This is a genomic window from Bacillus siamensis KCTC 13613, from assembly GCF_000262045.1.
Lineage (GTDB): Bacteria > Bacillota > Bacilli > Bacillales > Bacillaceae > Bacillus > Bacillus siamensis.
In genome coordinates, this window is sequence record NZ_AJVF01000015.1 from 94,740 (window position 1) to 109,146 (window position 14,407).

Annotated in this window: 17 protein-coding genes and 1 pseudogene; 3 read left to right on the forward strand and 15 right to left on the reverse strand. The window is 46.3% G+C overall.

The features are described 5' to 3' along the window. Positions 1-84: 84 nt before the first annotated feature. A complete protein-coding gene (locus tag Y79_RS1000000121375) occupies positions 85-228 on the forward strand; it encodes a hypothetical protein (RefSeq protein WP_016936638.1) in 144 nt (47 codons plus the stop codon). Here Y79_RS1000000121375 and Y79_RS0104630 read toward each other — a convergent pair. The 14 genes and pseudogenes from Y79_RS0104630 to cgeC all read right to left on the reverse strand — a co-directional run bounded on the left by Y79_RS0104630 (position 225) and on the right by cgeC (position 11,340). Further along, positions 225-905, reverse strand: coding sequence for a hypothetical protein (locus Y79_RS0104630; protein WP_016936639.1), 681 nt, complete (start codon positions 903-905; stop codon positions 225-227). The genes Y79_RS1000000121375 and Y79_RS0104630 overlap by 4 nt on opposite strands. A 147-nt stretch (positions 906-1,052) precedes the next feature. Then, a complete protein-coding gene (locus tag Y79_RS0104635) occupies positions 1,053-1,277 on the reverse strand; it encodes a YozE family protein (RefSeq protein ID WP_016936640.1) in 225 nt (74 codons plus the stop codon). 74 nt (positions 1,278-1,351) lie between these two features. After that, positions 1,352-1,630, reverse strand: coding sequence for a YokU family protein (locus Y79_RS0104640; protein WP_016936641.1), 279 nt, complete (start codon positions 1,628-1,630; stop codon positions 1,352-1,354). Continuing rightward, positions 1,627-3,048: a lysine 2,3-aminomutase gene (gene kamA, locus Y79_RS0104645; RefSeq protein ID WP_016936642.1), complete on the reverse strand. Its 1,422-nt coding sequence runs from the start codon at positions 3,046-3,048 to the stop codon at positions 1,627-1,629. The genes Y79_RS0104640 and kamA overlap by 4 nt, the downstream gene beginning before the upstream one ends. A gap of 12 nt (positions 3,049-3,060) precedes the next feature. Continuing rightward, positions 3,061-3,903, reverse strand: a complete 843-nt coding sequence (ablB, locus tag Y79_RS0104650; protein WP_029575227.1) for a putative beta-lysine N-acetyltransferase — start codon at positions 3,901-3,903, stop codon at positions 3,061-3,063. Next, positions 3,881-5,182: a peptidase gene (locus Y79_RS0104655; protein ID WP_016936644.1), complete on the reverse strand. Its 1,302-nt coding sequence runs from the start codon at positions 5,180-5,182 to the stop codon at positions 3,881-3,883. Before Y79_RS0104655 ends, ablB begins: the two co-directional genes overlap by 23 nt. Next, complete coding sequence (locus Y79_RS0104660) at positions 5,154-5,849, reverse strand: 3-oxoacid CoA-transferase subunit B (protein WP_016936645.1); 696 nt, start codon at positions 5,847-5,849, stop codon at positions 5,154-5,156. The genes Y79_RS0104655 and Y79_RS0104660 overlap by 29 nt, the downstream gene beginning before the upstream one ends. Beyond that, positions 5,834-6,523 (reverse strand): CoA transferase subunit A, encoded by a 690-nt coding sequence (locus Y79_RS0104665; RefSeq protein WP_016936646.1) that lies wholly within the window; start codon positions 6,521-6,523, stop codon positions 5,834-5,836. The genes Y79_RS0104660 and Y79_RS0104665 overlap by 16 nt, the downstream gene beginning before the upstream one ends. Positions 6,524-6,529: 6 nt before the next feature. Beyond that, on the reverse strand, positions 6,530-7,861 hold the full coding sequence (locus tag Y79_RS0104670) for an aspartate aminotransferase family protein (RefSeq protein WP_016936647.1): 1,332 nt from the start codon (positions 7,859-7,861) through the stop codon (positions 6,530-6,532). A gap of 240 nt (positions 7,862-8,101) precedes the next feature. After that, positions 8,102-8,502 (reverse strand): annotated as a pseudogene (locus Y79_RS1000000120335) (GyrI-like domain-containing protein); the annotation flags it as partial. Positions 8,503-8,673: 171 nt separating this feature from the next. Continuing rightward, positions 8,674-8,811, reverse strand: a complete 138-nt coding sequence (locus tag Y79_RS01000000119960; protein ID WP_016936649.1) for a YjcZ family sporulation protein — start codon at positions 8,809-8,811, stop codon at positions 8,674-8,676. 76 nt (positions 8,812-8,887) lie between these two features. Further along, complete coding sequence (locus Y79_RS0104685; protein WP_016936650.1) at positions 8,888-9,667, reverse strand: GNAT family N-acetyltransferase; 780 nt, start codon at positions 9,665-9,667, stop codon at positions 8,888-8,890. A 38-nt stretch (positions 9,668-9,705) separates the two neighbouring features. After that, the gene (locus Y79_RS0104690) at positions 9,706-10,977 is read right to left on the reverse strand and encodes a glycosyltransferase family 2 protein (RefSeq protein WP_016936651.1); all 1,272 of its coding nucleotides are present in this window, start codon (positions 10,975-10,977) and stop codon (positions 9,706-9,708) included. Positions 10,978-11,040: 63 nt separating this feature from the next. Then, a complete protein-coding gene (gene cgeC / locus Y79_RS0104695) occupies positions 11,041-11,340 on the reverse strand; it encodes a spore maturation protein CgeC (RefSeq protein WP_016936652.1) in 300 nt (99 codons plus the stop codon). A gap of 208 nt (positions 11,341-11,548) precedes the next feature. Between cgeC and Y79_RS0104700 the strand changes: the two genes are divergently transcribed. Together Y79_RS0104700 and Y79_RS0104705 are read left to right on the forward strand one after the other, a co-directional pair. Further along, positions 11,549-11,980, forward strand: a complete 432-nt coding sequence (locus tag Y79_RS0104700) for a hypothetical protein (RefSeq protein ID WP_016936653.1) — start codon at positions 11,549-11,551, stop codon at positions 11,978-11,980. A 6-nt stretch (positions 11,981-11,986) separates the two neighbouring features. Next, a complete protein-coding gene (locus Y79_RS0104705; protein ID WP_016936654.1) occupies positions 11,987-12,943 on the forward strand; it encodes a CgeB family protein in 957 nt (318 codons plus the stop codon). 49 nt (positions 12,944-12,992) lie between these two features. On the opposite strand, the gene phyC is transcribed toward Y79_RS0104705, so the two are convergent. Then, positions 12,993-14,144, reverse strand: coding sequence for a 3-phytase (gene phyC, locus Y79_RS0104710; RefSeq protein WP_016936655.1), 1,152 nt, complete (start codon positions 14,142-14,144; stop codon positions 12,993-12,995). Between the last annotated feature and the right edge of the window lie 263 nt (positions 14,145-14,407).

A 14,407-nucleotide genomic window follows, 5' to 3' on the forward strand; every position in this document is an offset into this window, starting at 1 on the left:
AAACCTTCAAATTATACCCGAAAGTTCTAAACGCTTTGTCCGCTCATATACTTTTTAAAAAACAAGCCCCCGGAGGGAGAAAAGATGATGACGAAAATGATGGCTTTTTTGGACGGAGATGGATTTGATATCGTATTGGAAAAAGTGCTGAAAGGAATGTCATTTGTAATCTTTGCCGGCTGTCTGCCCTGGTTTTTATATGTCACCGTCCGTTTTTTTTCCGGCTAGCTGAAATGCTCCCGCAGGCTTTCCAGCACAAAATTCATCATATCTTTATATTCTTCGTCACCGAACATATCATAAAGAATCTTATAATCGTTATAAATATCAAGGAGCTCATCTACAATCGATACCGCCAGCACATGCAGGGTATCAAGATCATCAGCATCGCCTTCAAACTGAAGAAGAGCAGACGCGGCGGTATCCTCGCCGATCTCATGAGATGCTTCCCCAACATAGTGGACAAACAGCAGCTGATGCACAAACTGATCCATTTCATATTTTCTCAGAACCAGCGTGAGATCCTCTTCCTCCGTTTCAAGCCACTCTCCGTCTTTCAGCCGAGTCAGCTCATAAATAATATCCTCCCAGCCATCCTCTAAATATCTCCATATTTCAGTTCTGTGACCGATGATACGGAATAATTCTTTTCCGTAGTCCTTTACATATACGACGTCGCCGATCAGAAACTCATATTCAATATCCAATTTTTCCATATCAACAATTACGCCCTCATAATCTTTATAAAGCTGGATAGACGATTCAAAATAAAGCACTTCATTATGGTTGACTTCGTAAAGATAATGTTTATCAATTTGATGAACCTTCGTAATGGTGCCGACGGTTCCGTACATCACGACGACCACGATATCTCCCACTTGAAATTTCGGTTTATTTGGCTTCATGCTGTCTCCCCCTTGCCGCGGACTGTCATACGCTATCGTATGCCGGCCGTCATTATTTCGCATGGGCATGAAAACCACAGGAAATATCCATTTCTGCACCTGTTCAACATGTCAAAAAAACCGCACAATGTCATGTGCGGTTTTTCGTCAGGCGTGATGCACTTCGGTCTCATATTTTTCCCAAGCCTCATCAAATGTCGACATCGTTTCTAAATAATCTGCGCTCAGTTCTAAATACGAACTGAGCTCATGATAATCGCTTGACGTTTTCGGAAAGCCATGGTCTTCATATGCCTGATTCGCAAATCGGCTGATCGCGTCCTGCGGCTTAGGATGCCTGTATTTCATTAAATAGTGGTAAAAGGATTTCATGGGTTTCCCCTCCTGATGACTGTCTTTTGTTGTACTATTATACATTTCAAAAGTGAAATTACAACAAAAGAAGACTAGGAGAAGTCAAAATAATTCCGTTTCAATATCCGTTCTGTCTGCATCAGCTCTTGATATGTGAGTGTTTCCGGTAATTTTTTGGCGTCGACTAAAAAAAGCTGATTTTCGATTTCGCCTATGACCGCTTCCTCCTGATACGTCATCCCGCAGGAAGAACAAGCGAACGCGGGTGTGTCTGTAATTTCTATGGCCCTCGTACCGTCAGGAAGCTCCCAGTATACAGCCGACTGACAAGCTGACGCCTTCTGATTGCCGCACCACTCGCATGGCTTCACGGCGATTCACCTCCGACTTCCGAGCCTTCTTTTTGTTCTTTTTTCTGCTGTGCTATAAATTTCTTTTCTTTTAATTCATCTCTCTTTTCCCTCCGGTCTTTCAGCGTTTCATGATCAGGGTTAGACGTAAACGCTTTCCTCCTGCTGATTCTCGATACATTTTCCGGTGTGAAAGAGACCTCTTTATCCGCGAAAATAGCGCTTAGTCCGACCGGCTCGCGTTTGACCATCGTCCCCGGAAAAACAGATTCAAAATAGTCGTCGGCTTGATTCGGGATATAGTTTTCCGGTTCGGGATAAGATGTAATCACCCCTTCAAAGTTTCTGATCACAACTTTCTCCGGACTTTGGGAGAGCAAATAGTTCGGCTGCAGGGCAATTTTTCCGCCTCCGCCCGGGGCATCGACGACAAAAGTCGGCACGGCAAAACCCGTCGTATGCCCCCTCAGCCCTTCAATGATTTCCAGACCTTTTGACACGGGCGCTCTGAAATGACCGATTCCCTCTGACAAATCACATTGATAAATATAGTACGGGCGGACGCGGATTTTCACTAAATCATGCATGAGCTTTTTCATAATCGGCACCGAATCGTTAATGCCCGCCAAAATAACGGCCTGGTTTCCGACCGGAACACCTGCGTTGACAAGCTTTTCACACGCCGCAACCGATTCTTCCGTCAGTTCGATGCTCGTATTAAAATGAGTGTTCAGCCAGACCGGATGATATTTTTTCAGAATCTGACAAAGGTTATCCGTTATCCGCTGCGGAAAAACGACAGGCGCTCTCGTTCCGATCCGGATAATTTCGAGGTGAGGAATGTCGCGAAGGTTTTTCAAAATATATTCGAGAATCTGATCGTTAATTAAAAGTCCGTCACCGCCGGAAATGAGACAGTCACGTATTTCAGGCGTTTCCCGAATATAAGCGATCGCCGCATCAAGCTGTTTTTTCGGCACGCCCATCCCGATCTGCCCGGAAAAGCGCCTTCTGGTGCAGTACCGGCAGTACATCGAGCATTGGTTTGTCACGAGAAAAAGAACGCGGTCGGGATAGCGGTGCGTAAGGCCGGGCACCGGCGAATCTTCATCTTCAAACAGCGGATCTTCGAGGTCATATTTCGTTTTGTGCATTTCTTCTGACAGCGGCACGGACTGCATGCGGATCGGACATCTCGGGTTATCGGGATCCATTAAGGAAGCATAATAAGGCGTAATGTTCAGAGGAATCGTTTTTACAGACATTCTGACGCCTTCTTCTTCCTCTTCGGTCAAATGAATGACTTTTTTCAGGTCATCGACGGTTCTTACAGTATGAGTGAGCTGCCACAGCCAATCATTCCACTTTTCTTCCGGCACATCCTTCCATAATTCAATCTCCTTCCAATGACGCTTCGGCTGAAACCACTTATTTGTCAAACGAATTCCTCCTTATGAATGGCTGAAACGTAATGTCTTGCACCATATATTCATATTTTCGAGCCCTTCTGAAATCCGGCAGTTGTTCACAAGCCTGCCTCTGTAGCCGTATCCCGCATGATACAAAACGGCATTCATCCCGTAAGAAGCTGCACGGGCCAAGGAAAAAAGATGAATGATTCCCCGGCCCGAAAGTTCCTGCTCCAAGGCTTTAAACAGGTGTGCCGTTACGGAATTTCCTCTGTAATCTGACAGAACTGCGCAATCGGTCATTTCAGCGTGCCCCAATACGGGATTGAGAGCCGCGCTTGCAGCGCCGATAAGACGTTCCTGATCGAAGGCGGCATAATAGATGGTGTTTTCTCTCATTGTTTTTTTTATATAAAGGGGGTTAAAGACAGGAGTCGGATAGGTGAGAAAAACATGTTTATATAAGTGCGATAAGCGGTCTGCATCATCTTCATCCGCTTTTCTGAATATGAGCTTGCTTTCTGTCTCGGTCAGTTTCCGCCGTTGTGTTTCATATAAACGGTCAACAGTCGAATCTTCCGATACATATGAATCTGACTGTCTCCGTTTCTCTGATAAATAACGCACCATCACAGCAGCCTCATTCCCATTGTAATATCCGTCTATGACCCCCTCCTGAATAAAGAGATGCTTGACAAGTTCCGGCTCATCGCCGCGCTTGGCAAAGAAAATCACCTTTTGGGCTCCTTCTTGCTTCGCTTCTGCCAAAACAGCCGGGATAAGCACCTCTGGCTGTCCGTCATAACGAATGACCCTGATCCGCCCGTTGAAACGGTCTGCATCAATCTCGGCCGATCCGCTTTCAGCCCTCAGTTCCTTTATCAGCTTTGCCACCCCCATCTGCCACCCCGCACCATTCCATCATAAAAAGAGAAATGATTTTGACGGCATCAATTAACGCCCGGACTTCAATATATTCATTTGCCTGGTGCGCCGCTTTGACTTCTCCCGGCCCGAAAACAATGACCGGCGTCTGCCCCGCATGATGCAAAAGCCCCCCGTCCGTTCCCCACGGAGACGCTTCACGTATCGGTTTTTCCCCTTTCATTTTCTCAAAAGATGATTCCAAAGCGGAAATCAGCGGATGGTCATCCGGGAGATCGTTCGGAAGCCACTGAGCTCCAAACCATTCAACTTCCGCCGGATGGTGTTTAAACCACTCATCCCGGTACTCCAAATCTTTGAGCCAGCTTGCGAGCTCTTCTTTTACGGCTTCAGGCGTTTCATCCGGAGCTATCCCGCACCTGCCTTCTATCACGACACGGTCAGCTACCGAAGATGGCCACGTTCCGCCTTGGACGGTGCCGATATTAATGGGAACCGGAATCGGAACATCCCGGTAAAGCGGGTCAGTGATGCGGGCGTTGCGGACGTGTTCCAGCTCTTTAAGCGCTGTGATGACATGCAGGCTTTTTTCAATCGCGCTCACCCCTTCATAGCGGGTGCCGCCGTGTGCGGACAATCCTCTTACCGTAATGCGGAACCACATAGACCCTTGCTGCTTCACAAACAGCTTTAAATTAGTCGGTTCCGGAATAAGCGCCCCGTCAGCCTTATAGCCTCTCATAACCGTCGAAAGCGTTCCTGCGCCGCCGCACTCTTCATCTACGACACTTTGAAACAGAACATCTCCTTTTAATGTAACCCCGCAGGCTTCAAGCGCTTCTAATGCAAACAAGAGAGCTGTATTGCCGCCTTTCATATCCGTTGAACCGCGGCCGTAAATTTTGCCGTTCTTTTCAACAGCGGTAAACGGTTCATACGTCCATGCGGCGGGATTTCCTTCCGGGACAACATCAATATGTCCGTTCAGTATCAGTGATCTTCCGCCGCCGGCTCCTTTCTTTACAGCTGTGATATTCGGGCTTTCAAGAAAGTCTTTGCGTTCCGATACAAAATAAGGATGCTCTTTCAATTGTTTGACATTCGGTTCCCACACATCAATATCCATGTCAAACTGTCTCAGTTTTTCTAAAACGACTGCCTGTGCGTTAAATTCATGTCCGAACGTGCTTTTTTCCCCGATCAGCCGTTTCAGCAGACTTACCGCTTTTGCCGCATTTTCTTCCGCCCACTCAGTAATTTTCTTTTCTAATGGATCCATGGACAGGCCCCCTTTTAAGAAAACATTCTCCCAATCTGATTTCGGCATCCGTTGTTTGGATGACATCGTCTATCGTCGAGCCATTCAGCAGTTCCTCAAGAACAAAAGTCCCATCCTCTATGCTGATGACGGCTTTCTCTGTAATAATGAGGTCTGCACAGCGCGAAGCCGTAAGCGGCAATGAACAGCTTTCGACTAATTTCGGCCTGCCCTTCTGATCGGTGTGGCTCATGACGACAACCACTTTTTTCGCACCTTGGGCAAGCTCCATTGCCCCGCCCATTCCCGGCACTTTTTTCCCCGGGACGAGCCAGTTGGCGAGATCACCTGTCCGGCTGACCTGTAATGCGCCTAAAATGGTAATATCAATCAGCCCTTTTCTGATCATGGCAAAAGACAGAGCTGAATCAAAATATGAGGCTCCCTTTACCGTGCTGACGGGAAATCCGGCGGCATTGCATAAGAGTTCATCCTCCGCTCCGGGCTCGGGACTTCCTCCTATCCCAAGAACGCCGTTTTCCGCCTGCAGCATCACCTCCATGCCGGCCGGCAGAAAGTTCGGCACTAAAGAAGGAATGCCGATCCCCAGGTTGACAATCATGCCTGAGGTAATTTCACTGGCGGCCCGCCTTGCGATACTCTCTCTTTCCGCTATTCCCAAGCCCATTTCCATTTCACTCCTTCACTTTGCACGACACCCTCCACAAAAACGCCCGGTGTTACAATATGCTCGCTGTCAAGTTCGCCGGCCTGCACAATCTCTGCCGCCTCAGCAAAGGTTCTTTCAGCCGCAGCCGCCATCAGAGGATTCATGTTGCGCGCCGTTTTGTCATATGTCAGATTCCCGAATTCATCAGCAGTATGTGCCGACACAAAAGCAAAATCAGCCGTCAGCGCTTTTTCAACTAAATAGGGCTTTCCGTCAATCGTTACGGTTTCTTTGTTCTCGCAAACGGTTGCGTTATCAATCCCGATATCCGTTAAAATACCGCCAAGCCCCGCTCCGCCTGCGCGAATCCGTTCGGCAAGCGTCCCTTGAGGCGAAAATTCCACCTCCAGCGTTCCGTCAGTCATTTGTCTGCCCGCTACAGGGTTTGAACCGATATGGGAAGCGATCAGCCGTTTCACCCGTTTATGAACGATAAGCGGGCCGATACCGATTTCCGGAAAGCCGGCATCGTTGCAGATGACGGTCAGCTCTTTAACGCCGCTTTCTAAAATCGCTTCGATTAATGACGGAGGAGAACCCACTCCCCCGAAACCGCCGAACATGATGACAGATTCGTCCTTGACATCGGCAATTGCTTCATGAATATCGATTTTTTTATGAAAAATAGACATGTCAGTTCAATCCCTCTTCATCATTTTTTCTGCTTCTTCTGCAGCTAGTGAAAATAGATCTGACAGTTCATCCAGCTCAGCATGGGAAGCCGTCAACGGCGGCGCGATGATGACGGCGTCTCCTTCGCCGCTGTCAATGCCGGGCTTTGCAGGGTAAATCAGCAGCCCCCGTTTTTTTGCTTCTGTTATCATTTTTTCTGTAAACGCCTGTTTTTTCGGAAAAACTTCCTTTGTCGTTTTATCTTTGACGAACTCCACCCCGATCAGAAGGCCTTTACCGCGGACATCCCCGATCACCCCGCTGCGCTCTTTGATTTGTTCTAATTTCTGCCTCAGTATTGTGCCTTTTTCCTCTGCCTGCTGAAGCAGCCCATGTTTCTTGACATAGCGAAGCACCTCAAGCGCCGCTCTTGCACAGTATGGATTGGCGCTGTACGTATGCCCGCTCATAATGGCCCCGGAGCCCCGCTTGATTGTTTCAATGATGTCATCAGAGGCAACGGCTGCCGCAATCGGAGCGTAACCGGCGCCTAACCCTTTTCCGAGCACCGCGATATCAGGCACGATCCCCCAATGCTCAGAAGCAAGCATCCGTCCTGTTCTTCCGAGCCCCGTCATGACTTCATCCGCGATAAACAAAATACGGTGCCTGCGGCAGACATCCTCAAGCGCTTCATAGTATCCTGCCGGCGGAGTGATGGCAGCCCCGGCTGCTCCGACAATCGGTTCTGCGACAAAACCGGCGATAAATGAGGCGCCTATCCGTTTAACAGCCGTTTCCAGCTCCTCTGCCGCAGCTTTTACAAATTCCTCTCCCTGCAGCTCTGAACGGTACATATTCGGCGCTGAAACGGCAGGAAACCGTTCAAGCAGCTGGGTGAAACGGTATCTCCGTTCATAAAACCCCGATAATGAAAGCGCTCCCAAAGTAATTCCGTGGTAACTGCCCCATCTTGATAAAAAGACGGATTTTTGGTATTGGCCTTTTTCCTGCCAATATTGAACGGCCATTTTCATCGCTGTTTCAACTGCCTCTGAGCCGCTGTTTACAAAAAATGACCAATTCAGCCCGCCCGGCAGATGATCAGCCAGAAATAAAGCCAGCTCCTCTGCCGGCGCACTGGTGAATTGCGAGCGATACACAAACGAAACGGAGTCAAGCTGCTCTTTTAAAGCTTGTATAATATCCTCCGTCCCGTGGCCGATATTGCAAGTGACCGCTCCCGATGCCCCGTCAAGATACTTGTTCCCCTCCAGATCATACACATATGATCCTTTTCCATGGCTGACTGTCGGATAGATCCCGTCAAGCTCCGGTTTGATTAAATAACTCCCCATATCTTTCCACCTCGAAAACCCATTTGCTTCATTGTATGAACAGATGAATAACGGCATTCTTATCCTTCAGAAAGTTTTTTTGCAGTAATTACCTTTCTGTAAAACAGGCTGCCGGGAATGTCTCGACAGCCTGAAGAGCGTTCTCAGTTCTGCTATTTATCTGCTCAGCTCATCACCACCGCAATTTTGATCGGAATCGGCATAAGCAGAAGACGGAAAATTCCCGTCTTCTTTATTGTATGGAACCAATATTTCACACAAATGATCATTCACTTTTTGTAAGGTGTACCTTTCGATAATGGGCTGTTCTCTTACGATTAGATTATTTTTTTCGATCTCTGAAAAAACAGTTTTCCAAAATCCACTGACTGCCTCTTTCGTATGATCAAGCAAGAAAACAGCGTATCTGCCTCCGGAAGATGTACCGATCCGAGCCGATTCAGGCACATGATCTTGATGAATAACAGCACAAACATCATAGCGGCATTTCTCTTTAGGCGTACGATTCGGATGATCTTGCGGAATTCCTAAAATGACAGAATGATCAAGCAGTCCATTCATTGCGCCCAATTTTTAAAAGACTCCATAAGTTCTTTATTTTGCTTTCTGCCATACTCCCGGACGTTTCGGAAATAAGCAATTCTTGATTCAGGTCATTCTTCAATCGTTATTTTCACATTTTCGCCCCCTTCTTCAGAAAAGTAATATGTATTAAAATGTTTTTCAAGCTGACTTTCAACATGAACGTAACAAAAAGCCTGCAGGAAGTGATGTTCTCTGCAGGCTGATTTGCATTATAGGATTTTTTCAGTCTAACAAATAAAAGCCGCACCGACGATGATTAATAAAATAAACAATACCACGATCAGCACGAATGTACTGGTTCCGCCTCCGCAGCCGCCGTATCCAAAGCCATAACTGCCGCATCCCCCATATCCGTATCCGTACATACGAATCACCCTTTCTTCTTACGATATACGGCATTGTATGCGGGCCAACTCCCAATTGTTTTATGCGAATGCCCATCTATGTAAGAAAATAATGAAAAATTGTATGCACACGCCGAAATCTTTTGAAGCCGAGTTTCTCATAAAAGCGGTTTACACCGTCCATCCCGGACGCCACAAGGTATACGGTTTCCATGCCGTTCAGCTTCGCCGCAGCCATCAGTTCGTTCATCAATATCGTCCCGTAGCCTTTCCGCTGGAATTGATCCAGAATGGCAACTTCTTCAATTTTGGCGGTTTTATCCACTTTGTTGATGAAAAGCTCTCCGCAGCCGATCGGAATCGTTCTGGAGGCATCGCTGTAGCACACGACAAGCAAAACCGTCCCGTCCTTATACAAAGGATATTTCCGCTCAAGCTTTTGTTCGGCCGCCGCCTCGCCAATGTAAAGGGCATCATAAATGTTCATAATAGATGACCCGTCAGCAAGACTTTTTTCCGTTCCCCAAGCGGTGAGAGGATGTCCGGCCTGCCGGTCCCCATTTTCCAGCTTCCTTGCAAAAAACAGTTCATCCTCCACTACGTATCCCTGCTTTACCAATGTTTGTTTCAGAAGAAGCGGAAATGTGTGCTCCGGTGACGCTTTCACATGAATATAATTGGTTTGAAGCATGTTCGGAACAGACGCAAAAAACGGAAGCAGTCCGTCTAACGGAAATGTACGGTGCAGCTGAACAAAGTTATGTGAAAAAATCTGCGGCAGCAAAGGGTCTCTATACACAGTGTAATGCTCGAACCTCTGCATGCCGGAAGTAAGCTCAATATATTGTTTCTCGGTTTTAGCAAATTGATCGGTCATAAAAGCTCTCCTTTTCCTTACACATCCAACTGCATCTCTCATCCTTTTGTGATATTGAGATTTCTTATAATTTCATCGTACATCGGATAGAACGGCTTTCCAATTGGTAATTGTTTAATTTGCTGAAAGGAAATGGGTACCGCCTTCTGATTCGCAAAAAAGCGTTTCACTACATCCCGACTGATCGGATGGAGAATCCCTCTCAAATAAACATAAAATTCACGTTCAATGCGAAACAGCATTCTTCCGGGAAGATGCTGAACACAGCCCGATCTCTCCCATCTGATCGGCGGACCGTCCGGCAGCGCTTGGATTTCATCCCGTTCTAAAGCCAGGATGCCGGGTCGTTTAAATTGGTAAAAGCGAAAGGCATTAAGATCAATCAGCCTTTTCGTCCCGTCTTCTACAAAATAGATATGACACTGATCCGTGACGAGCTGAAAATTCGGAATACCGGCAGCGTTCTCTTCCTCGTATTGAAATAAAAAAGGATCCGGAATGACGACGGCTCTTCCTTCATATAACGGTCGCCAGCGCTCATTGACAAGCTTTCTTTTATTCCGGTCAAGCTGATATACTTTCTGATCCGTCCCCTTTACAAAAGACCCGTCAACCAGCTCTGACGGAAGCGATTGATACGTGTTCTGGAATGAGTGGGGTGTTTTATAGGTCGTATCCAACACTTCTTTTATCGGCAGAAATGATGTAAATGTGTTGAGCCTGCTCCAAAAAACAGAGTCTCCGTGATTCCAATGCATGACATCTTCGTCCCAAAAACTGCCGTACTTCTCCTTCACACGCCGAAGCAATGACTTCCTGTGCATCACTGAACAGTGATCAACGAGAAAAGCAGCCTGGTCAAGCACGTCATCAGCAAAACGATAAAAGTGGAATTGCTCTGTTCCGCGCTCGTTTACATGCACCACCTTCTGACTGGAATAGACGGCATCAAATTCGGTGCATTGATTAAGCGTTTCCGCCATGCGGCTGAGTCTATCCGGATGATATACGGTGTCATCCGTCAGATAAGTGACGTATTCACCTTTAACCCGTGAAAGCGCATCATTAATCAAAACGGCATACCGGGTCGATTTCAGCCGTTCAGCCGGATTGATAAAACTGTTGTAATAGTATATGCGGTGATCTTTTATATACGTACTGATGGCCGCCGAGGTTTCTTCATTTGAATGATCATCCATTACAAACAGCTCCCAATTGCTGTAGGTCTGTTGCAACACACTTTCAATCGCCTGTTTCACGAGATCCGGTTTGTTGTAACTCGTTAAGATAATCGAGATCTTCTTTTCCATCCCATCACCCCTTCTGAACACATAAAAAACGGCTCCGAAAATGACAGAGCCTGATATCTGGTATTAAAAAGCACCCCAGCTGACGATGCTTGAAATCGCGACATTTGATCTCGTATTATTGAGAGGATTTTGAAAAACGGCCAAATCTGACAGCACTTCTTTGACAATCACGTTCTGCAATGTGCTGCCGTTAACCAGATTGACACGTGAAACAGGAACTCCAAGCTCTTTTGCCATCACAAGCTGACGCCGCAAATCTGATTGATCTCCTGACGGCTGACGCGATACCAAAAGAAGAAGCAGCAGTAAAAGATGAAATTCCTCATCAAAACCCCCGTGTTTTACAGTTTCTTGCGAATCCAAATTAATTCCTCTCCTTCTTTTTTTCATCTATACAACGTATGTCGCACTCTTGCAATCCGCATAGGCAGATAAAGCCTGATTCTAAATTCAACGGTTTTATTAAATATGAAAAAAATACGGCAAAACGGCATTCGACTTATACCAATCACACCAATCAGGAATATGAATAAACGTGAGGTTGAAATAGTTAAAGGAGGTGTATGATCCCATGAGTGAGGATCGTTTAGAGCTCAAAAAGAAGCTATTGAAAACTCTTTTGAACCCTATATTTGACAACAGCGCTTTATCTAGCGGCACAGATGGAGGAGATAACGTGGAAAACAATATAAAAGATTTATTAGAATCGGCAATTGATGCAAAAGTGGATGAAGCAGCTGCGCAAGACAGTCTCAGCGCTCAATCTGTTTTAGGAAGCGGCATTTCATTAGCAGCGAGATGGATTTTTGCGAGAGTTCAGCCCGGCACTGTTATCAGCATTGTGATGGATTCAGGAGACATGATCGGTCCGGTTCAATTTGTTTTCTTTGACGAAGTTCACGGAATTGTTTATGTTACGCAGGAAAATTCCGTTACACCGGCAGGCTCTGCTACAACATTGCTTGACGTTGACAAAGTCGAAAGTGTCACCTTCACTTCGTAACAGCAGATGAACGTTCTATATATCCGTTCAGGATATAAAGGCATTTACACGTATTTTGACCGCTGGATCGAGGAAGTTTTTTTACAGTCTTCCGTCCGCTTTTTTTCTGTTTCTGAGCTTCAGGAAGATACAATCAGCAGCATACGGGCATTCAAACCTGACATCAGTCTGATGATGGCGGGCGACCGTATTCCGTCAGAATGGCTTCAATGGCTGAGAACAGAGCAGATTCCCGTCTATCTATGGCTGACGGAGGACCCTTTTTATTTTGATGTGAGCGCGAAAATCGCCCCGCTCGCCGATGCCGTTTTGACCATAGAACAAAACGCTCTTGATGCTTATCGGCAAATGGGCTTACAGCACGTATATTATGTCCCGATTCCCGTTAATCAGCGGATTTTTACGAAACAAGCGCCTGACGCTTCTCTTCACACCAATCTGCTTCTGATCGGATATCCGTATCCGAATCGCGTTGAACTCGTGAAAGCAGCGGCGAAGCTTCCGTATACGCTTCGTATCATCGGGAAGGGATGGCGCAGACATCTGCCTAAAACAATCGCCAGACAGAAAAATGTGCTCATAATGGATGAATGGATTGAACCTGAACATGCCGCATTGTATTACAACAGCGCAGACGTGGTCTTAAACCCGCACCGTTCTTACCGGTTTGCGCTCAATCAGAATGGACGCGGCATCCAAAATATCAGTTTAAATACGAGAAGCTTTGACATTGCGGCCTGTCAGACATTTCAGCTGACAGATCTATCTCCCGCGCCCCCTTTTTCATCCTTTGTTTCTTACAGCGGGCTTGCGGATTTTGCGGATAAGATCCTATTTTATATGACAAACCCAACTGAACGTGAACGAATTGCGGCACTTAATTATCAAGAGACAGTGCCGGCTTACACGTATGACCAGCTTCCGGCCGTGCTTACGGCTATTCGCTCCGATACTTTCTCATGAAACGCTCTTCACATGAAAAAGCAGCTTATCCAAGCTGCTTTTTGTATGTTTATTTTCCGCTTCTGTCGGTCAGTTTTCGCGGGTCAACCTGCTTATTGACCTGCGGGCGGAAGCCGATTTTATCAGCAATTCTTTCCCATGGCACTATTTTAAAATTTTGATTTTCCTTTTGGCCGTGATCTATATTTTCCCCATCCTGTGCGACAAAAAGACCGAACGGATATTTTGCCCCCAGCCCGAAGCCCAGAACGTCAATTCCGTCCGTATCGCTTGTGCCGTCTGTTTCAGGCCCGTCTGTAATGCGAAAATCCGCCTCATATTTGTTCTGTCCTTGTCTGTCATAAATGGCATAGCTGCTGTTTCCCTGACTTGATGCCAGCAGATAGCCTTTACCGTCAGCAGCGTAGTAAATCGTCAATCCTTCAATGTCAGGCGTTAAATGCCTGCCGTCGGCTCGGTCGATAACCGTTCCGTTACTGCCGCCGTCCGGTTCGGCGCTGAACTTCCAAATGGCTTCATCTTCTTCCGCGATATAAAGACTGCCGTATTCATCGTCTGCTGCCATCCCTTCCGTCTGAGAATTCATTTTAAATGCCCGTACCTTCTTGCCGGATATGTATCCATTTTTGCCCGCCTTTAATTCATATTGCTCAAATTCGCCCTCTTTCCCTGTCACCATCGCGTAATATTTTCCCGTTTTTTGACTATGGTACAAGCTGAAACCGTATACTTCATCAATTGCTGATGCAATTGGATTTTTTGGATCTGTAATGCTTTGCAATGTGCCGTTCTTTCCGTCAATGGCGTAGATCTCAACTGTATTTTTCCCTTCAGACCGGTTGGATGCTGCCGCAATATCGACTTTTTTTCCGTTAAACGGAAAATCATAGCGGATATCGACATTGTTCAGTTTCCCGGTATTATAGGAATGAAGCATCTTACCATCGAGACTGTAAACGACTAAGCCTGATTTTTTATTGGTCGTAATCAATTTGCTGTTCTGAGGAGTTTTGGGGTCCAGCCAAATCGCAGGATCGTCCGCCGCATCACCGGCTGTATCAACAGGTTCCGTTTCCGCCGCCGCATTGACGGTAAAATGATAAGGATCAGACAGCTTATGCTTGGCCTCAGAAGAAACGGCACCGCATGTGAGCATCAGTCCGGCTGCCGCGGTTAACAAAAGTGTTTTTGAATGATTCATTTTACTTCCTCCTTTTTTAAACCTGCACTTCAATTGTAAAATACATACAGAATCATCAGTGTTAAGTTTTTGTGAAAATTGTAAGAAAGTGAAAATTCGTGTTGAGAGAAGAAAAAAAGACGGGAGCAGAATTACAAGTGAATATTTAGTACAATGATTTGTTAGTAATTCTTTTTCTATTAATTGGCTCAAGCGAAATGAAAGCGCATCAGATTAATGATTTTCTCTAATTTTTGAATTATTGGTTGCTTTCATTAACTCGC